This is a genomic window from Phocaeicola coprocola (assembly GCF_041333015.1).
Taxonomy (GTDB): Bacteria; Bacteroidota; Bacteroidia; order Bacteroidales; family Bacteroidaceae; genus Phocaeicola; species Phocaeicola coprocola.
The window spans coordinates 73,074-92,935 of record NZ_JBGKGM010000003.1 but is presented as its reverse complement, the minus strand read 5'-3'; the positions used below and the strand labels follow the sequence as shown (position 1 = coordinate 92,935).

15 protein-coding genes are annotated in these 19,862 nt (G+C 39.5%); 3 read left to right on the top strand and 12 right to left on the bottom strand.

Annotated features, from left to right (window positions below; genetic code table 11):
• Window positions 1-85: 85 nt before the first annotated feature.
• From ACDG22_RS09830 to ACDG22_RS09815, 4 genes are all read right to left on the bottom strand, one after another.
• Window positions 86-1,186, bottom strand: a complete 1,101-nt coding sequence (locus ACDG22_RS09830) for a DUF4268 domain-containing protein (protein ID WP_007567918.1) — start codon at window positions 1,184-1,186, stop codon at window positions 86-88.
• Window positions 1,187-1,213: 27 nt separating this feature from the next.
• Window positions 1,214-3,037 (bottom strand): Eco57I restriction-modification methylase domain-containing protein, encoded by a 1,824-nt coding sequence (locus ACDG22_RS09825; protein WP_007567916.1) that lies wholly within the window; start codon window positions 3,035-3,037, stop codon window positions 1,214-1,216.
• Entirely contained in the window at window positions 3,021-6,029 is a 3,009-nt protein-coding gene (locus ACDG22_RS09820; protein WP_007567914.1) for an Eco57I restriction-modification methylase domain-containing protein, read from the bottom strand. Before ACDG22_RS09820 ends, ACDG22_RS09825 begins: the two co-directional genes overlap by 17 nt.
• 67 nt (window positions 6,030-6,096) lie before the next feature.
• Window positions 6,097-6,300 (bottom strand): helix-turn-helix transcriptional regulator, encoded by a 204-nt coding sequence (locus ACDG22_RS09815; protein ID WP_007567912.1) that lies wholly within the window; start codon window positions 6,298-6,300, stop codon window positions 6,097-6,099.
• A gap of 365 nt (window positions 6,301-6,665) precedes the next feature.
• Here ACDG22_RS09815 and ACDG22_RS09810 point away from each other — a divergent pair, with 365 nt between their 5' ends.
• Window positions 6,666-7,796 (top strand): ISAs1 family transposase, encoded by a 1,131-nt coding sequence (locus ACDG22_RS09810; RefSeq protein ID WP_007565353.1) that lies wholly within the window; start codon window positions 6,666-6,668, stop codon window positions 7,794-7,796.
• Window positions 7,797-7,883: 87 nt separating this feature from the next.
• Here the strand turns inward: ACDG22_RS09810 and ACDG22_RS09805 are convergent, their stop codons facing one another.
• The 7 genes from ACDG22_RS09805 to ACDG22_RS09775 form a co-directional block, all read right to left on the bottom strand.
• Window positions 7,884-8,231, bottom strand: coding sequence for a hypothetical protein (locus tag ACDG22_RS09805; protein WP_007567909.1), 348 nt, complete (start codon window positions 8,229-8,231; stop codon window positions 7,884-7,886).
• Between the two features lie 19 nt (window positions 8,232-8,250).
• Window positions 8,251-8,781, bottom strand: coding sequence for a hypothetical protein (locus ACDG22_RS09800; protein ID WP_007567908.1), 531 nt, complete (start codon window positions 8,779-8,781; stop codon window positions 8,251-8,253).
• 122 nt (window positions 8,782-8,903) lie between these two features.
• The gene (locus tag ACDG22_RS09795; protein WP_270231029.1) at window positions 8,904-9,815 is read right to left on the bottom strand and encodes a hypothetical protein; all 912 of its coding nucleotides are present in this window, start codon (window positions 9,813-9,815) and stop codon (window positions 8,904-8,906) included.
• Window positions 9,816-9,999: 184 nt separating this feature from the next.
• Window positions 10,000-11,034 (bottom strand): ankyrin repeat domain-containing protein, encoded by a 1,035-nt coding sequence (locus tag ACDG22_RS09790; RefSeq protein WP_370858873.1) that lies wholly within the window; start codon window positions 11,032-11,034, stop codon window positions 10,000-10,002.
• Window positions 11,035-11,080: 46 nt separating this feature from the next.
• Window positions 11,081-11,515 (bottom strand): hypothetical protein, encoded by a 435-nt coding sequence (locus ACDG22_RS09785; protein WP_007567899.1) that lies wholly within the window; start codon window positions 11,513-11,515, stop codon window positions 11,081-11,083.
• Window positions 11,516-11,959 (bottom strand): hypothetical protein, encoded by a 444-nt coding sequence (locus tag ACDG22_RS09780; protein WP_007567897.1) that lies wholly within the window; start codon window positions 11,957-11,959, stop codon window positions 11,516-11,518.
• A 170-nt stretch (window positions 11,960-12,129) separates the two neighbouring features.
• The gene (locus ACDG22_RS09775) at window positions 12,130-13,215 is read right to left on the bottom strand and encodes a hypothetical protein (RefSeq protein ID WP_007567895.1); all 1,086 of its coding nucleotides are present in this window, start codon (window positions 13,213-13,215) and stop codon (window positions 12,130-12,132) included.
• A 253-nt stretch (window positions 13,216-13,468) separates the two neighbouring features.
• On the opposite strand from ACDG22_RS09775, the gene ACDG22_RS09770 reads away from it, so the two are divergent.
• A complete protein-coding gene (locus ACDG22_RS09770; protein WP_007567894.1) occupies window positions 13,469-14,902 on the top strand; it encodes an IS4 family transposase in 1,434 nt (477 codons plus the stop codon).
• Window positions 14,903-15,117: 215 nt separating this feature from the next.
• Window positions 15,118-16,470: an MATE family efflux transporter gene (locus ACDG22_RS09765; protein WP_178269921.1), complete on the top strand. Its 1,353-nt coding sequence runs from the start codon at window positions 15,118-15,120 to the stop codon at window positions 16,468-16,470.
• Window positions 16,471-16,481: 11 nt separating this feature from the next.
• Here ACDG22_RS09765 and ACDG22_RS09760 read toward each other — a convergent pair whose 3' ends face one another.
• Window positions 16,482-19,451: an AsmA family protein gene (locus ACDG22_RS09760; protein ID WP_178269922.1), complete on the bottom strand. Its 2,970-nt coding sequence runs from the start codon at window positions 19,449-19,451 to the stop codon at window positions 16,482-16,484.
• Between the last annotated feature and the right edge of the window lie 411 nt (window positions 19,452-19,862).

Sequence of the window (19,862 nt, the reverse complement as noted above, 5' to 3'; positions counted from 1 at the left end):
TTCTTTGGTTATATTAGGTAAATCGACAAATTGTATTCAAAGTTAGAAAAAGCGTATGGGGATATATTGGGAACATAATCTGACACTACTTCTTAAATCCCCTAGATGCTTGATTGAAGGCTTTGATAAAAGCTGAAGTGCGCTCTGTGAAGAACTCGAAAATTTCCTGATGGTCATCCTCGTTGCAATATGTCAGAGACTTTGCTTGGGCAATACGGCATGTTACTCTATCGTCAAGTCTTTGCCAGTCAAGAGTGCCTAATTGATTCTCTAACTTGTCCTTTTGACTGTAATAGTAATCATAGACGCGTTTATTCAAGTCCTTGTCACCCGTATTGACGTAAATTTCTGTTCGTGAGAATGTTTTACTAATGACGATATTTACACTTACACCAGGGATGCCAATGCCACCTTTTCCTAACCAACTGTCGGGTGTTCCTGCTGAACTTGCATAATCTCCGTTGACTTGTTGGTTGTAGTCAATGAATTTTTGCCAGAACTCCGAACGTTCGTTATGCCGTTGACGGGTAGCTGCTGCTTGTGTCGTCTCGGCCTTTTTCTTCTCTGCCATCTTGATAACATAGTCCTCTGCATCCTTCATCGGAATGATTTGGTCGAAGTCAACAAGTAGTTTGCCGTTATAGACAAAAGGCGATACCTTGTAACAGCGAGCATCAATTCCGTAGTTGCGAAGCCAGAGTACGGAAGATGTTATCTCTCTGCGGAAATTGGCAGCAACAAAGAATATGCGCTGAGTATTCTCAAGGTTCAAATCCATCTCCTCAAGATCATCTATATCATAAAATGCACAGATTTTTTCGATAGCAATATCTTTCGATTCTCCAAGATACTTAGCGTATATCTCAATGATTTCCTCCTTTGAGAGGCTGGAACAATACGATGCATACTTGATAGCTTGCCATGTGACATCACGTCCAGAGTCATCAAGTTTATTCTCAATGACAACAACGTTTCCTTGATCGTCAAGTGCCAACAGGTCAAGACGTTCACGAGTGTCAGAGAAACCATCAAACTCTTTCTGGATGATAAGTAACTTTTCGCCAAGCACTTCTGGGTTCTTGGCTATCCATTCCTGCAGATGCTGCCTTTCCTTAATATTCTGATCCTTGAAGGAGGTTGATTGAGCAGGAATAAGTTTATTATTGTCGGAATCAACTATGTACATATTCTATCAGTATGAATTACTTCGTTACTATATTGCTACTTGATAAATTTCTCGGATATATTCATCTATCTCTTCTTTTGATTTCAAAGAGAGAAGATGTTGCTTCTGTTCTGCTGTAAATGGATAGATACCGAACGACTTAACGTAGTTCTTTGCATACGAGTAATAACCAGTCGAATATGGTTTGCTCGTATTCTTCATGTAGTAGTCGAATACACTTGATTCCAAGACCTTTTTCAAGAACAGCAATTCTGTTTCCGATTCATTGTAGATGGCATAACCGCAATAAATCATCATGTCCTTTTGAGAGGTGTAGACGAAATGCGGAAGGTCACTCATATAAGGGAAAAGCAACTTCTTGCCAGAGTCGGCAATTGCCTGGGTACGTCCAAAAGCATACCATGCTTCATATTCACCCTCACCCTTATCTCGCTTATCAAGAACATAACGGCAATCTAGAAGATACTTATACGCATTAGGATAATATGCCAAAAAGAAATCCTCTGCTATCACGTTGCATTCTGCATCGTAAGGAGAAATGATCTTTTCCTCCTTCTCGCTTATTTCTGCCTCACTCTTCAAAATGTTCGGCTTTATGATGTCTCGGCAAATACCTTTCTCAATAGCATATTCCTTTCCCTCGCGAACAAGGTAATGATAGTTATCATCTGTACGCACAGGACGGAAGATAAACACGTCATTAGCGAGCGTAGCAATACCGTTCTTGATAACGTATTTATCGCCAAGTGCCTCTCCTGCATTCTCAATGAGACGGATGTTTTCAAGTACCTCGTTTCTATTTAAATGCCATCCACGATGATTGTCTAATGAAGAGTAATTGATTCTACTGTAAACAAAGTTCTTCTGTGCTTCAACGTCAGCTACATCAGCCTTAACGTAAAGCAATGATTCGCTTTGCTTTTTTGACATGAAAGTCAAACAAGTGTATGCCAGTTTCTTTTTGAAGACAAGTTGCTGCCCGAAATCAACTATACTCAATGATAGGTGATTATCTGCAAAATAGTTTCGTAAAGTACGTGCGTTTACACTTTTGAAGAATGTATTTACAGTAATGTAGCCAAGTAATCCATTCTCGTTCAATGCTGTCAAACCTATCTCAAAGAAAGGAATGTAGAGATCTGCATTTCCAACTTTTGAGGTACTCCAGAGAGGAAGGTTCTTCTTCGTTTCTTTGTCAATGTGCTTTGAACGGACGTATGGAGGATTGCCGACAATAATGTCTAAACCATTGTTGTTCGCAACATTCGGCATTGTTCGGAAGTCGAAAGTAAGCGAATCTCCAGTAAACAGGTTGAACACATCCTCCTGAATGATTTCACCATTCTGTAAAGCAACAAGAGCAAGCATTATCTTTGCACGATTTACGTTAGTTGCGCTAATGTCAACTCCATAAAGGTGGGCAAAAATGTTACTATACTGTTCTCCGGTATGCTCATGAATGTACTCTGCTAACGTATATAGGAATGCGCCACATCCACAAGAGATGTCGGCACAAAGGCATTCTGCCAAAGGCTTTTCGACAGAATGCATAACCTGACGAACAATGTAATCACGAATGTACTTAGGTGTATAAACAGCTCCGTTGGCAGTCTTTTCTGCATCAGGAATGGCTAACTCAAATAAACTGATAACATTTTCTATCGTACATTGAGCTGCAAGGAGTTCAATGTCTGCTTCGAGTTCATCATTTTCAGCATCAACAAATGCAGAAAGATAACCATTGCCAAGTTCTAGGTGATTGAATCTAGCAAATGCAGTTACAACGAGTTGGATCAGTAATGCTTCGTTGTCCGAGTATTTCTCTATGAGTGCTTTAATCTTCTTGTCCATAAGGATTTCTGTCAAACCTGTGAGTTGAATAAATGATGCCTTTGTCTTCTATGTTCAAACCATAGAGCTTATCGCAAATCTGATCAAGTTCTGCCCAAAGCGACTTCAACGAATTTTCAAGGCCAGTTGTCTGTCCACCGATGCTTGTGCGGATTTGTTCGTTGGTTTCTTCGATTCTCTTAGCCACCTTTGCAAGTTTCTTTATCTGAGGTTTACATTCTACGAATGCATCTTTAGGAACTGGCACTGGATTAAGAAACTGCTTGTTAAACTTGTAATATCCACCTTGCTGTGGATTCGCAATCGAACGAGCAAAGGCACAGAAGATAGTAGAATTGACAATAGCGGACAATGCGTAAAGTTTCTCTTCTGTCATGTCAGAAACCTGAACGAAAAACATATTAGCATTGTCACAATACACATGTGTATCTGTGATTACGGCTGCCTGTGGGTACTGAGCCGTCATTGGTACTGCAAGTTTCTTGTAAACTGCACCATGATTGTTGGCACGAGTGAATAAATGCCAATGTTCAGCCGCAGTATAAGATTTGTTCTTTTCTGGCAATGTCTGGACACTTGACGTAATAAGTGCCTTATGCTTTGTTAGGTAATTGTAAGCACGAGGGTATCTATCTTCAATATCATTGATACTCAGTTCGGTTACTTCTCCATCGTCTGTGACATCGTATGGGAATAATGCGTATGTCGTATAGTCTCGCTTTGTCAGTGGTGCAAAATGCTCATTACACAAAAGTGGTTTACAAGCATCTTTTTCAATAACAATATGCTCGTCTATGACGCTGTGGCCATAGATAAGGTCATTCTCTATCTTATCAACATGAATTTGGAAGGCATCATTCCATAGAACTTGCACGCCAACTTTTACGTTGCACACGTCCTCTAATGTGCCTAAGCTCTTCGTCAAACGTATACGTAAGGCATTCATCTGAGCGTTTTCAAAATTCCAAGGAGTGTCAGACAAAGTATCTGCACTTAACAACATGTTTTTATTCGAGCAAGAATTGTAATACCATACATGGTTGTTGTTTTCACGATTATTATCACACACAACAATTGCTACGTAGGTAAGTCTGCCAGCGAAGAGATCTGTTTCTTCGTAGTCATGCACACCGTTCAGCAGCCTACGAGTTGTAAGAAGCTCACGAATGCCTTTGCCGTACTCTGTCTTGAAGAATCGTTTCTGTACGATAAAGCCTAAACGACCATTAGCATTAAGTAGGTTGATACCTTTTTCAATAAAAGGAATTGCAAGGTCAATCTTTCCATTCTTGCTTGAAGAATAGAATCTCTTTATGTAAGCAGCCATGTGAGGTAAGCCAACATTATAGTTCTTTACTTCCACATATGGAGGGTTACCTACTACAAAGTCAAAGCCACCATTCTCAAACACAGTGGGGAATGACGATTCCCAATCGAAAGCGTTTGTTTCCTGGAGTTCCCTCATGTTGTCTGCAATCGCAGGAAAATGCTGCTCAATGTCTGTACCAACCAAGGTGTTACCGCAACGGATATTTGCACCAATACCTTTGAGTATCTGGGAACCGAGCAAACCGACAGCATCAAAATCCTCTGGAGAATAGTTATCAATAAGACGTAAGCAAAGTGACATCTTAGACACTTCCACTGCTTCAGGATTTATATCAACACCATAGATGCAATTGTTAATGAGTTTACGTCTGCCGTTGATATTTAACACGGGATATTCCAAATCTGCATAGAGTTCTGCATCACAGTCCTGATTACGCTCAAGTTTCTTTTCTATCTGTTTAATCAGATAGTCGTATGCGCCAACAAGGAACACACCACTACCACAAGCTATATCTATGATTTTGAGATTAAAAATCTGCTCAATAGTAAGGTTGGCTATAGTGTTGAAAGGTATAGTACATTCAATGACCTGATTGACAAGAGCCTCTGGTGTTGTTACGGCTCCGTTGCTTTTCTTAAACTCTGCCTTGAGTTCATCCGTTACAGACGAGCCATCAACCACAAGTTGGTAGCCAAGGAAAAGATCATATATATCGCTTAGCGTTTTCAATGGGATAACATCAAAACGGTAAGGAGATGGGTAGTAGAGATTTGCAAGGAAAGATTCAAATACACCATTATCTATCTGCAAAGATTGCAATGAAGGAATCTTCTTGAACATAGGTCCATCATAATGGTCATAGAAATCACCATACGAGCTATTCTTAAATTCTTCCCAGAAATTACCCTGAGCAAACTTGTTCAATAACCCATCAACTTCCAATCCTCGTGACTCGCATACTCGTATAAACAGAATTCGGTTTATGATTGTTTGTACATAATAACTGAGTACATTAACACTCTCAATTTCGTTCTGGTCTATAATGGCTTTGGCAAATGCTATACGAGCCTCACCAAGCATCTTTGAGAAGTTTTCGTCAAGAGCGTTTCCTTTCTGCTGGATAAATTTTACATTACCAGCCAGAACATTGGTACGAGAGAGGAATGTGTCTAAAGTATCAAACTTTTCAACATATTCATCTGCTGTCGCATAAAAATGTCTTGCATAATTTGCTTCATCGTTAATACGCGGCATATAAGAGCAGTCATAAATAGCTAACTGTTCAAAGTTGGTAACGATTGAAAAAGGAGCTCCTATAGACCAACCATAGGAACGAATCTGAAAAGCAACATCCTTGCCTGTTTCAATGTTCACATCAAGATTTTTTGCATCTACGAATACCAAAGGTACTTTGCCATTTACAAGAGTGTAGTCTGGACGTACATTTGTAGAACCAATTGCTTTTAGTTTCTGACGCTCCTCTTTGTCTAATGTACGCTCTGTAAGAACCTGATGAGTATCTTGCACATTCCACCCGAACACAGATAGAAGTTCGTCAATCCATGTTCGCATGGTTGCTTCCGACGCACCTTCGAGGCTACCGTCTGTTTTTGCTTCCAAGAAGCGATTAACCAAATTCTGAAGATTATTTATGGTGCTCATAATTGAAATTCTGTAACGATTATGTGAAGACACATCAAAAACGCTTACTCGTCAAACTTGGGAATTATTACCCTTCGTTGCCAACAAGCAAGTCTCTTATGTCAACTTCCAAAACCTCGGCAATCTTTGATAAAGTAGGGATATCTGGCTGTGCTGCATTTGAACACCACTTGCTCACAGTACAGTTGCTTTTACCAATCTGCTCTGCAAGCCATTTTCCAGTTCTCTTCTTCTTAACCAATACTACCTTAATCTGATTAAACTCAGCCATCGTGTAAAATGTTTTAATTTTGGCGCAAATATAATAAAACAAATTGAGAAAACATCAAAACATTCTAACAAAGCTTCATTTTAATCACGGCTCTTTCATTTAAAACAACCTCTATAATCCTTGTTATTCTCCGAAAAACCATTATTTTTGCGCACAGCGATGCAGGAAGCACCGCTTCCGGTGTTTCTTTTTATCGTTCATATAAAATTATTTTTGTAGGCGGAAATCAAATGCGACAGAGGTCGTTTTTTGATTTCCGCCTTAATTTTCGCTATGCGAAAATAAGATTTATTTTGCTGATATGCAACATTTTGCATATCTAATATATAAAAAAGGAACATGCATTCTGCCGTCGTGGCAGCATAATGAAACATCTGAAAGAATTTGTGAAATCAGTGCCGGATTACCGCAGGACAGACAAGGGAAACTACAAATACAAGCTGGAAGATATTCTTCTCCTTGTAATACTCGGACGGCTGGGCAAGTGTATGACAAGACCGGATATAATCAGATTCGGCGAGCGTAATCTGAAACGCTTCCGCTCTTTAGGAATTTTGTTGGACGGTGTGCCTTCTGAACCTACGCTCTGCCGTATATTCAAACATATTGATGATGAAGCCATGTCTGAGCGGATGTCTGAATTTACCTCCACCTTCCATGATGAGCTTGTCGGTTGTGCCGGAGACATCCTCTGTATTGACGGCAAGGCAATGAGAGGGACGGTACTTGAAAACGGACGCACCCCCGACATCGTATCCGCCTATTCCCTTGAAGGAGGTTTCACCCTTGCCACGGACATGTGTGAAGAAAAAAGCAACGAGATAACTTCCGTACCCAAACTGTTGGACAAGGTGGATGTGTCAGGATGCATAGTTACGGCAGACGCCATGTCCTTCCAGAAAGCCATCATAGATAAAATCCGGGAAAAAGGCGGTGATTTCCTTATCGAGCTGAAGGCAAACCAGAGAACTCTGCGATATGGGGTTGAGGACAATGTCGAACTTGCAGAGCCTGTGGATGTATATTCGGAAGGCCCTTTTCTTGAACATGGCAGAATAGAGACCAGAGTATGCCGTATCTTTCGTGGAAATGACCTGATTACGGACAGGAAAAAGTGGAATGGAAATCTGACGGTTGTCGAAATACGGACTGCAACGGAGAGAAAATCTGATGGTCAGAAATCTTCCGAGAGGAGGTTCTATGTCTCCAGTTTTCACGGAAGTGCCAGGCGGCTGAGTACAATAGCCAGAATGCATTGGGCAATAGAAAGCATGCACTGGGACCTTGACCGCAACCTGAGGCAGGACTTCATCAGGCGGAATAGTGCAAGGTCCGCCAGAAACCTTGACACGATACAGAGGATAGTACTGGCAATACTTTCTATATGGAAAGGTAAAAGGAAAAAGCTCTCCGACAAGGCTAAGGGAACGGCCGAACTTATTAGAGAACTTTCTTTGGACTTTACCGCAATGATACATATGCTGGATCAAAAATGAGATAATTTGTAATTTCAGAGGATTCGTAACGTTTTGGGTATCAATCATAACAAAATCCCTACTTCCCATAAGAAGTGGGTGGGGGAATTATGTGCCTTTATCTAAGCTTAAATGAAAGAGCCGTGCTTTTGCAATACCTGAATTACGACAAAAGACCCTATCAAACAACTCATCATAAAAGAATGTAGTGTTATTTAAACCGATTTGCAAACTATCAACGCTATTTATATAAGTGATGTACTCTTTATTTTGGTAAATAAGAGTTGCCGTTGGATGTTGCCTTGAACTGTATTCCAAGTCTAATTTAATTATATCACAGGTAATATTATCCCGGGTTTCAGAGATGTGTGTTTCTCTGGCACTAATTAAAAACATAGATACTGTAAAAAGACCAAGACCTAAGTTTATCAGCATTATGACAATTTTTCTTCTCATTTATCTCATGTTTAATAGTTTATTCCCCTTTTTTATACGCTATGAATAACTCCATCACGTTCTCTTTATATTTAACACCACCTGCAACACTGATAAGATGTTCTATATCCCATTTGTTCTTTTTTGAAATAATGCCAGATAAACTATTTTCTTCCAAAGCAAAAAGAAGGTCAAGAAATGTTTGTTGATCTTTGGCGATATAACTCATAATACGTTCATCATCTGCCCAGTCCATTTCTACAACCTCGCCAGTTTCTTTAAGAATGGCAAGCGGGAAAGCCTCCCGCCATCCAAAAAAAATAAACCGTTCTGTTTCTTTCAACTCATCAGATTTATTGAAACGGAATATCATTATTGTTAACTTGGACACATCATAGTTGCAAACCAAATCTATAACAGCATCATTCTGCTTTATAATGGTATGCGCTTTATTATTCCCGATAAATAACTCCTCCAAATAGATTTGAGCAAAACCTTCAGGCATCATCGAGAACGCACATTCGTTTGGAGTGATAGCCTTAATTGCGGTTACAAATTCTGATGCTGTCATAGTTTATAATTCTTTGTTAGTAGTTATCAAGCCCACTGGATATATCTTCAACAAAAGTATTTATGCTTACATTTTTTCGCTGACATCTTCTGAAAGAGGAAAGACCAATTGTTTTGATTTCCTTATTTGTCAATTTCATCGACAACCCTCCTTCTGAGAATCTTCCCACCAATGTTTTTTTCTTCAGGGTTAACTATTTCAGATTGCCATTCTTCCCATTCAGGACTATTGTATTTGGGATTAACATGCATATCTTCGTCACCAATATCAAAATCAAAAGTATATGGCAGGCGATAATCCCCCCAAATGCATCTTTTTACAGCTTTGGTTTTATAGCTTTGCCATATACCGACATAATTGCGATTATTTAACTCGCCACCTCCTGCATCTATATCCAAACATACCTTTTTATTGGCTTCGTCTATATAGCAATATGCACCATATGTGCCTTTGAAAAATCCAGTTCCGAATTGCTCTTTATCTTCCGTAAACAAATAGTTGCACACCATGACATAATAATTAGGACTATCCGGGTCATTAGCCCTTTCCCATACCTTGTATATATGTTCAATAAATATTTCTCCTATAAAATCACATATATTCTTTCCCACTTTTGTTTTACCATTTACCGTGAATGTTAGGGAATCTATACGTTCAACTTCCGGATGGATAAATATTTCAATCCGGGTATATTTGTCACCAAGTATTCCGTTAAATGAAGTTTCCTTGTAGTATGACTCACCATCTATATTTTCATACGTGAATTGTTCTGAGTTGAACAATGCCCTTTCGAATACATACCCGTTTCCCAAAAGTTCATGAGTAATATCGACAAATTTTTCGGAGTTGTCCGGTATAAGCCATTTCTTATATTCAGAACTGAAATCAATTTGATTGCAGTCAACGTATTCTCTCAATTTAGGGTAGTAATATGGATTGTATTTTTTGCTTTGGGCGAATATCACAGAACTATTGGATAGCATTATGATTTCCATCAATACAATCTTATTTATCATCTTCTGCCACTTCTTCATAAACAAAATAGATTAACCATAATTGTACAAAGTTACTTTATTTCTTCGATAATACTTTTATTGGGAAAAGGAATAATCTGTGTATCAGATTGTTTTTAACACATTAATTACCTCACGAACACATTGCTCATGATAGAATACTCAAACAAATTACGATGATGACGATACGTACTTTCATTTAATCTTAATCTTCAATCATTTTCAATAGTCTTCTTTTTGCTTTTAAATCTCGGTTGGAATCTGAAAAATCAGGATCTTTTATTTCATCAATCAGTTCTTTGCGGACGGATGTTCTTCTTTCATACATAGGCAAATCGGGGTCTGCTCCGTGCTTGAGTAACTCCTCGGCTACAGTATAGTGTCTGAATAATATTGCTATTTCCAAAGGAGTGGAATTAAGCTCTTTGAATCTGAAATTGGGGTCAGCGCCATTTGCAAGACAATAGCGGACGAGCTCCAAATCACCCTGTTGAGATGCTGCTTCAAGCGGAGTTAAAGGGCAGATTCCGCAATGTCTGCTGACAAACTCATTGGCAAAAGCTATGTTTATATCAGCTCCGTAGTCAAGAAGCAATCGGACATATTTTATTTTCTTGTCTTCATCCCAATATCGGTCACATACATCTGAAATAGGGATATAAATGCTCTTATTGCTGTCTATTACTACTTGATTTGGGTTGGCTCCATGCTTCAATAGGGCTTCGACGGCACGTATTTTATCATCCGAAATGGCATAAAACAGAATCGTCTGGTTGAACTTACTTTCTTTGTAGGATAACAATTCAGGTGATTGGGATAGAATCCGGTCGATTTCTTTTACATTCTGGCGGTTGATGGCTTTGGCAAGTTCCTCACAAGGGGTATCTCTGTATAATCTGTAATCATCCGCAGTTACATGTTTTTTGTCTATCGGACCGTCCGTAAAATACCAATATCCGACATATATCGCTCCAAGATAAAATAGAAACGGCAAGATGGCAGGAAGGTATCTCCTGTATTTAGAATACATCCATACGCTAACCCAACAAATACCCAAAAGAATGAATGAATAGGAATTGACAGCAACAAACCATGCGAATGCTTCACTTACATTGGAAGGATTATCAAAAAAGAAGATGGTGGAATATAACACAAGAGGAGCTGCGAGTATCGGAAGCAAAACGATGATACACACTATTTTTAATGCCGCCGGGTAATTCTTAAAGTCTAATTTCATCATGTTGTAATAAGAATGAATGAAGCTTTCTACACACAATTAATAACAACTATTTCTCTTCATTTTTAGAATTTAACTGCAACTCAACTCCGTCTATTGTTATCGAAGAGCTACGCAGCAATGCGACATCGATTATATGCTCTGTAGTTTGTAACATATAATGGGCTATATTAAGCGTGCTGCCATATAGTTGTTTCTCGCCAGCATCTTCCAACCACTTTATAAAATTAGAGTTTTCAACTTTAATCAAGGTTGCTGATGTTTTAGGAGCATTCACAAAATCAGCCCACCGGAAATGTTCCAAGGTGACTCTGTATGAAAATACATCCGAGAATGTTATTTTGATAGTTCGTTCTTCACGGAATGAATCCAATTCAACCACTAAATCGGTAGCATTATATTCAATACTTGATAAGGAACATTCTCCTGCAATAATTTGCAAAGGAATCCATTTTTCTGTCTTAGAAGAATTTGTCATCATCATCTATTTTAGAATATGTCGGTAAAAGACCGCATTGTTATCTACCCTGCCACCGGAGTTGATATTATATTCAGATGGAACATAAAGCGTATCTCCAATGGTGACCATTGGCTTGGGGATATTGTATATCCCTTTAAATTTCCATATTTTCCCATCGCTGTTACGCTTTAGGAAATGAGCAAAAGTCCATGGTCCAACATCAAAATGAAACATCGTATAATCCGAATCAAAACAAATCACAGACTTATATCTTACGATTACAGTATCCTCTATCGAAACACATCCATCATGTCTTCCCCGCCATACAAGGCTATCTTGAACCTCCTTGGGAAGTTCCATGTACTTCACAGGTGTACCATCTGTATAATCAATGATTCGGCTATCAATAAACAAATAGCTTATCACAGACAAGACTATCAAGCCGGTTATTATTATCCACTTTTTCATTATTTTGTGTAATAAATGATAGTTTCGTTGCTACTCACACAAAGTTACTTTTTTCTTTGATAAAGCCGTCAGTTGGAGAACAAATTATCTGTGTATCAGATTGTTTTTAACACATTATTCTGCAAACACAACTGGTGATTAGAAGAATGTTTTTATTTTATCTCCGCAGATTAAACTTGTCTATTGTACAATGCAATAGCAGACTCAACTGATGCCTCTATGTAGTTTAAATAGCATCGACTAGTTTGGGACAATAGCCAAATGTAATAGCATACATACTCCTTTAAAAGCTGAGATTCACTTTGACGAAACTTTACGGTGATTATTTTCCCGTCATTCTCGATTGTTGCAATTTCATTGATGGTTGCTACATAATCACAAAGGATTTTTTTACCATCTACAATTTCATTATATGGCTTACGGTGATATTTTGATTCCAAGTAACCCAGATAAGCTGTTGGTGTTATTGCCGGATAGTAAAAGAAAGGATTTCCCAATACTCCTAACGAAAGAACTGAATCTGAGGTATGATTCATATAACCGTCGTCATCAGTTTTTATAAGGGAAATTTTAAAATGTGGAAATTCAAAGAATCTACTGCGCTTAGATTTACCCACTATGTTTTTATCATATTCAATGCATAGTTTCCAATTCCTTACAATCTGTTTAGAGAAACGAGCTATCTTAGAACCAGAACATTGCTTGTCATATGCATAATCATTGAAATACTTAATCAACAATCTATCAAACAGCTTGTTCCAAGCAGATGCATTCACATTCAGCTTCATTGATTTTGATTTCCGTTCATAATCCTCCACATTGAGTTCAAAATCTTTAAATGCTTCAAAGTCCAAATAGTTTTCTATGGTTATATATTCGCTACTTCTAAGAAATTGGCTGAAGGAATTTAAGTTCTCTTCTAATTTGAATTGTATAAACATAGAATCCTCATCAGGAGTTGCAATTATATGCTGGGTATTTATTTTTACTTTTATCTCATTGCTCATAAAACTATAGTCATAAAAGATTTTCCTTTCTTGATAAACAAAATTGTTCGGTTCGTCTATGGTCCTTTTTATAATATCCGGAAGTTGCCTATAATCAATTTTGAGATTAGGAGCATATATCTGTTGTATTAAAGCAATGTTTAAGCACGAATCTTCGACAAGCTTCTGAATCAGAGCGATGCATTGGGAGCCAAAATTGTATTTATGCTCCTGTAATGAATTATTTAAACAATCTATTACTTCTTTCATACTCGATTTAAATTTTAATATACCAGAGAAAACTAATCCGATTATGCGTATGACTTTATCTTTGCGCAAAAAATATAAGACGATGAAAACAATAATTGGTTCTATGCTAGCTTGTCTGTCGGTTTCTGTATCCGCCCAGACTGTAAATAATGTAGTAAGTGACTAAAGTTTCCCACCCCAATAAAGAGGGTGGGAAGTAACAGTAATTCAAATTTTCTTCGTAAATTAGAGGTACTTAATCAACTGATTTACAATGAAAAATAAGAATACTATTATAGAAGCAAAAATAGGTAATTTGAACGAACTTACCAAGGTTTTATCCGTTAAAGAACAAGCTCAAGAGCAACTTTTAGTCGTCATGAAGGCATTGGGCATCGGTAAAATCGTTCGGAATCTAAAGTTTGAGAAGGCTCAGGGCTATACCTTGACCTCCCTCTTCATCTCGCTCCTCATCATGCGCCTGTGGGGAAAGACAATTGCCTGTGCCACTTCCAATCATTTTCATGGACTTTGCGCCGTGTCAAAGAACACGCTGTATCGCGCACTTTTGAACGCCCGCATCGACTGGCGAATGCTTCTTACCAAAATCACCCTTCGCTTCCATGTCATTCTTCGGGAGCATCAGGTGAATACCGACGAGCATGACACTTGTGCCATCCTTGATGATACAACCTTTCAGAAAAGCGGCATTCGAATCGAAGGAGTCAGCAAGGTGTTCGGCCATGTCACCCACAATTTCATTAATGGAATGAAATGCCTGACACCAGCTCTCTCTGACGGGAAAAGCTGCTATCCCATAGACTTCTCCCTTCATCGTGAAAAAGGAAAGAAGAAGGATTACGGCTTGACCTTAAAACAGCGGAAGGAGCAGTTCAAGGAAAAGCGGAACGCAAAAAATCCGGACTATACACGCAAGGCGGAATGTGATGAGAGCAAGCTCGAAATGGCCAGACGCATGCTCTGTCATGCCGTGGGGCATGGTATCAACTTCAAGTATGTGCTTGCTGACAGTTGGTTTACATGCGAATCGCTCATACAGGCAGTCCGCGAGCTATGCGGTGGTTCAGTGCACTATATTGGTTTGGTCAAGATGAACCCCAAGTTGCGTTATCAGACAAGCAAGTCCAAACGTCCCCAAAACATCCATGAACAGATTGTAAGGTATGAACGTACAACTTCATGCTATTGCCGAAAGTACAAGTGCAAATACATTCAGCTTCATGCAAAACCGGGCGAACAGCCCATACGCATCTTCATCATCAAATACGGGCGAAGCACCCTTTGGAAAGTGTTGCTTACTACAGATACTTCCATGAACTTCGTCAGAGCCTTTGAACTTTACGAAAGACGCTGGGGCATAGAGGTCATATTCAAGGAATGCCGCGGTTATCTTGGACTGGGAAAATGTCAGAGTCGGAGCTACAACGCTCAGATTGCAGACACCACCTTGTGTTTCATGATGTATCAGATGCTCTCCTTGGCCAAACGCTTTTCAGAATACGAAACCCTGGGAGCACTATTCCGCTCGGAGCGTGACCGGCTGCAAGTGCTCACCCTGTGGAGCAGGACTTTGGAAGAAGTCAGGCATCTGCTGGAAGTTTTGTCGCGTGAAGCAGGAGTGGATCTGTTGACATGCCTATCAACTGTAGCCGCACGGCAAATGGCAGACTTCTTATTACTCAAATAGCTGATATGAGGGGGGAAAACTTTAGGTCATAATTAGACAATAACGGGAATTATTACTCTAATATACTGATTTTTCAAGGAGATTATAAAATAAAACAATGAAGTAATTAACTGAATTATAAACTTTTAAAACCTGAATCAGAAGCTATTTTCAACTCCTGATTCGCATTAATAAAAAAATAACTACCTTTGCGCGATTTTTAAAAGAAGGCAAAGATGGGAAATGCATATGAAGAAAGATTAGGAACCGACCGTATGTTACCTCTTATATTTAAGATGTCACTTCCGGCGGTTGCAGCTCAGCTGGTAAACCTGTTATACAATATTGTCGATCGTATTTATATCGGTCACATACCCGGCATCGGAACCGATGCTTTAGCTGGAATCGGAGTAACAAGTGCTGTCATAGTACTGATATCTTCCTTCTCTGCTATTGTCGGAGCAGGAGGAAGTCCACTTGCTGCCATTGCCCTGGGACAAGGAAACCGGGAGCGTGCCGGACAGATTTTAGGCAACGGATTCATCCTGCTGCTCATATTTACCATACTGACTTCCGCTACCACTTACTTGTTTATGGAGCCGATATTGCTCTTTACCGGAGCATCGGAAAATACAATAGGATATGCTACTGATTATCTTTCGATATATTTGCTGGGTACTCTGTTCGTGGAACTGTCAGTAGGGCTCAATACATTCATCAATACACAAGGACGTCCCACCATAGCCATGTATTCTGTCCTTATCGGAGCAATATTGAATATCGGATTAGATCCTCTGTTCATTTTTACATTCGGTATGGGAGTAAAGGGAGCAGCCTTAGCCACTATCCTGTCACAAGCCTGTAGTGCCATATGGGTAATTTCCTTTCTCACGTCGAAAAAAGCCTCATTAAGACTTGAATACCGCTACATGAAACTGCACAAAGGCATCATACTCTCCATTCTGGCGTTAGGAGTTTCACCATTTATCATGGCAAGTACAGAAAGCCTAGTGGGCTTTGTCTTGAACAGCAGCCTGGAAAAATTTGGAGATATCTATGTCAGTGCACTAGCCATCATGCAAAGTGCCATGCTCATTGTAAGTGTTCCACTGACAGGTTTTGCGCAAGGATTTGTTCCCATTGTCAGCTACAATTACGGCCATCATAACCGGGAACGAGTAAAGGAATGCTTCAAAATAGTAGTCATCATCATGTTTTCATTCAATTTTCTATTGATTTCATTCATGATTCTATTCCCCTCACTAGTAGCTTCCGCCTTTACGAGCGATGAAACATTAATAGAAACAGTACGCCAGGTGATGCCGATTTTCCTCGGAGGAATGACAATATTCGGATTACAACGTGCGTGTCAGAACATGTTCGTTGCTTTAGGTCAAGCTAAAGTTTCGGTATTCATCGCTCTATTACGCAAAGTTATATTACTCATACCGCTGGCACTTATCCTGCCCCGTTTCATGGGGATGCCCGGAGTATATGCCGCTGAAGGAATTTCTGATGCAACGGCAGCCATCTGCTGTACACTTATCTTTGCCATACAGTTTCCACGCATTCTCCGCAAGATGGTATAAGAAGAGAAACCTTATTCAGGTTTTCTCTTCATAACCTGGCGGAAATCATTTACGATTTGCCGTCCCATATTGATACGTGTACTGTCTACTTTTCGTATTTCTACCGAAGTTACCGCATCCTTGTATTTAGCCTTGCTCAGTTTAAACTTCATCTTATCCAGATTTCCCGTAATATTCACTCCCATCTTAAAAGGCAGAGGCGACTTTAAAATAGAAATATGGTAATCGAAGTTCATGTCAAGTCCCTGAGTTCCTCCCACAGCCGCCTTATATCGGTCTATCTGCACAATAAAAGGATATACTGTCACATTGCCGTCCTTTATTGTCATATTCACCGAAATACTGTCGAACATGTTCCGCTCTTTGTTCTTAAACATCAGCATCTTCGATATTTCAGCAAAAGTTTCTCCATCCATCAGTACCAGACTGTCGCCCTTGATATGTACAGCCGAACGTAAAGACGGAATCTTGATATTCAGATTCGAATCAAGTACCGCCTCGGCAGCAGCTTCAAAATCAACAACTCCCTGGAACGAACGAAGCATCGGGACAATTGTATCCAGTGAAGGAGCAAATTCAACCAGCTTGGCTATATTGATTTTATGCAGCCTGAAGTCGAATCCGGCATATCCCTGCTTCTTCTCCTGAGCACGATAAACCAAAGTTGCATTCATCTGAGCATCCATCCCCTTCATGCTTAATCCTTTCAGATGAACAGCCTGATTCCGGATATCCACAGCTCCACGCACATCTTCGAATATCATCTTGTCATACTTCACCCTTTTCAAGTTAGTCTGGAGTTCAAAATCCAGACTCTTTGGAATTACAAATAACTCCAACGATGAAGCAGTAGTATCAACTTCAGCCTGAAGTGTATCTTCCGGGAAACTCAATGAATTGATAAGTTGATTACAGTCGAGGTTACGGGAAGAAACCTCCAGCTTCCCCCTCAACGGACGATGATGCTTCATCGTTCCATACAAATCGTATATGGCTCCAGTTGCCGTCAAATCGGAATGTCCCACCCGACAAGTTGCATTTTTCAGCGTTATCATCCGGTTACCTACCGTCACCGATGTTTTTTTCATACGTATAGGTAATGCAAATTCAGGAGTCGACATTCTCATACGACGGAAACCAATGATGCCTTTCGGAATCCAGAGTGAATCATGCAATTTTTCTGCGGTCACAGCAAAGCCTGCCCGATCCACCCCCATCTTTGTTTTCCAGGCACGGCAGAACATGGTATCAGCACTCAGCGAAAGAGAAACCTGAGGCATCGAAGGGTTCTTTTTCCCAGGCTGCAAGCGCACTGTAGCATCAGCTTTCTGACAGAATAACGCCAACGAATCGCCCATATTCCCTTTCAGACGATTCAAAGTAAATTTACATTCAACGTCTGTAATACGGGTAGTATCCTGGGGGTTAGTAGATTTAACCGACATAGTCAGTTTTTCTACATTCGAATTAGCCAGCTTTGACTGCAAGACCAGTTTATTGATTTCCGCACGTGCAGCCAGATTATCATTCCCGATGAAATTGAGCGAAGCATCACTCGCAAATTCAAATCCTTTATTAACATCCCGCAACTGCAAATTCGTCATCTTCAATTTTCCACCTAAACGAATACGTCCCAAATCCTGCTTCTTAATGGAAAACAGCCGACATTTCAACCGCAAATCAGCCTCCAGATCGCCACCAATAGTTACCCCCTCCTGCAAAGGAAAAGCCTGTGCCAAGGCAGTCAGATCTACTTTCGATTTTGTATTAAACGTTATATCTGGATCTTCCAACAGATTCACAATCTTTGCATCGGCCAGTATATCTGTATGAGCCCCCTGAAAATGAAAAATCTTCAAGTCTGCATACGAAGGCTGTTTACGCATTAAATCTACAAACGCATAAAAATCGGCCGTAAAATTGTCAATTCCATAAGGAAGTTTATCATATTTAGCCGATGCTTTATCTATCTGTACCTTCAACGTAACGGCAGGCATCTGCTGCTTTCCATACCATCCTTTTACATCACCCTCCATTTTCACACTGCCTCTTGCCTCCATACTTTCACGCTTCAAAACACTCTCAGGAATCATATTGAATACCGTTTCCAAGGAAGGAGCATGCAGAGCATATGCAATATCCACGTTAAGTGCACGGCGAACTGTATCTCGCTTCAAGGTTCCCTTCACATCAAAGGTTATACCGTTTAATGAAATGTTGGCATCATTTAGTGTAAGTGTACGCGTAGAACGGTCCAGATCAAGAGAAGTCTTCAGGTCTGTCGCAACCTTATTGACCAGCAATTGTCCGTCCTGCCAGAAAAGTACATTATCATTGCTGAAACGCATAGCTAACTTTGAGTGTTCTTTCTGCAAAGAAGCTGTCAGATTAAGTGCAGCATTGGTCAGGCGGGCATAAACTCTTGTATCCCGGTCATCAAAAATAACATTTGCCCGCTTCAGCGATACCCGACGAATATCAATACCTCCCGACAAATCTGTCTTGCCAGAAGAAGCAGTATCAGCTACAGCAGTTGTATCAGAAGCTACAATATCCCAGTTGGCAATGCCCTCCCTACTCTTATAAGCGTAAACCGAAGCATCTTCCAATCCCAGATAGTTAAGAGTTATTTTTTTATTTATCAAATAATCTATCGGATTTACCACAACCACGCATTTGCCAAATGACAGCAACGAATCTGTTTTCTGCCATGCTGTATCACAGAACACTTTCGAGACAAGACTTCCATCGACCAACTTCAATCCGAAACGTGGAAACGTAGAGAAAAAAGTCAGTTCCACACTCTTCATCTCCAACTTGGCATTCAGTGCCTGATTAGCAGTTTTCAAGACTACCGGAGTTAACCTGGAAGGAGTAAACACAAAATTTATAGCAACTGTTATTGCTATCAGAATTAAAACAATCAATGAGCCGAAAGATATACCGGCTATTTTCAATATCCCTTTTGTACGCTTCTTCATAATCTTTTTCATACCTAATTTCCGACAAAGATACAAACTTAACTTTTTCACTGTACCTTGTTTTTCTTTAATTAAGAACCCTGTTTTGGTTACTAAAAAGCCACTAAAACAACAAAAGCCGGAATTATGTCTAAAACTTGGGCTAATCTTTCCAAAAACATCGAGATATTTTTTTAAAATTTGTACAACTTCCCCAATTTTTTTGAGCAATATTTCAAAAGTATTTGTACAAAAATTGAGAGTTTTTGCTGAATTATCTGAAAAGACTTCAACCAAGTAAAATATGCTCTTCAACAAGTTTTTGGAAACATATTGCCTTTTTTCTTCCTTATACACATTTTTTTCTTACGAAATTTCACTTTTATGAAAACATTTGCTACATTTAGTTGTTTATTATTTAAGAACAAACCA

What these genes read in the sequence shown, in the direction of transcription:
- ACDG22_RS09810 (WP_007565353.1), top strand. Translation starts at nt 6,666, where the DNA reads ATGAAACATCTGAAAGAATTTGTGAAATCAGTGCCGGATTACCGCAGG.
- ACDG22_RS09765 (WP_178269921.1), top strand. Translation starts at nt 15,118, where the DNA reads ATGGGAAATGCATATGAAGAAAGATTAGGAACCGACCGTATGTTACCT.
- ACDG22_RS09830 (WP_007567918.1), bottom strand. Translation starts at nt 1,186, where the DNA reads ATGTACATAGTTGATTCCGACAATAATAAACTTATTCCTGCTCAATCA.
- ACDG22_RS09780 (WP_007567897.1), bottom strand. Translation starts at nt 11,959, where the DNA reads ATGAAAAAGTGGATAATAATAACCGGCTTGATAGTCTTGTCTGTGATA.
- ACDG22_RS09815 (WP_007567912.1), bottom strand. Translation starts at nt 6,300, where the DNA reads ATGGCTGAGTTTAATCAGATTAAGGTAGTATTGGTTAAGAAGAAGAGA.
- ACDG22_RS09775 (WP_007567895.1), bottom strand. Translation starts at nt 13,215, where the DNA reads ATGAAAGAAGTAATAGATTGTTTAAATAATTCATTACAGGAGCATAAA.
- ACDG22_RS09785 (WP_007567899.1), bottom strand. Translation starts at nt 11,515, where the DNA reads ATGATGATGACAAATTCTTCTAAGACAGAAAAATGGATTCCTTTGCAA.
- ACDG22_RS09790 (WP_370858873.1), bottom strand. Translation starts at nt 11,034, where the DNA reads ATGATGAAATTAGACTTTAAGAATTACCCGGCGGCATTAAAAATAGTG.
- ACDG22_RS09760 (WP_178269922.1), bottom strand. Translation starts at nt 19,451, where the DNA reads ATGAAGAAGCGTACAAAAGGGATATTGAAAATAGCCGGTATATCTTTC.
- ACDG22_RS09795 (WP_270231029.1), bottom strand. Translation starts at nt 9,815, where the DNA reads ATGAAGAAGTGGCAGAAGATGATAAATAAGATTGTATTGATGGAAATC.
- ACDG22_RS09800 (WP_007567908.1), bottom strand. Translation starts at nt 8,781, where the DNA reads ATGACAGCATCAGAATTTGTAACCGCAATTAAGGCTATCACTCCAAAC.
- ACDG22_RS09820 (WP_007567914.1), bottom strand. Translation starts at nt 6,029, where the DNA reads ATGAGCACCATAAATAATCTTCAGAATTTGGTTAATCGCTTCTTGGAA.
- ACDG22_RS09825 (WP_007567916.1), bottom strand. Translation starts at nt 3,037, where the DNA reads ATGGACAAGAAGATTAAAGCACTCATAGAGAAATACTCGGACAACGAA.
- ACDG22_RS09770 (WP_007567894.1), top strand. Translation starts at nt 13,469, where the DNA reads ATGAAAAATAAGAATACTATTATAGAAGCAAAAATAGGTAATTTGAAC.
- ACDG22_RS09805 (WP_007567909.1), bottom strand. Translation starts at nt 8,231, where the DNA reads ATGAGAAGAAAAATTGTCATAATGCTGATAAACTTAGGTCTTGGTCTT.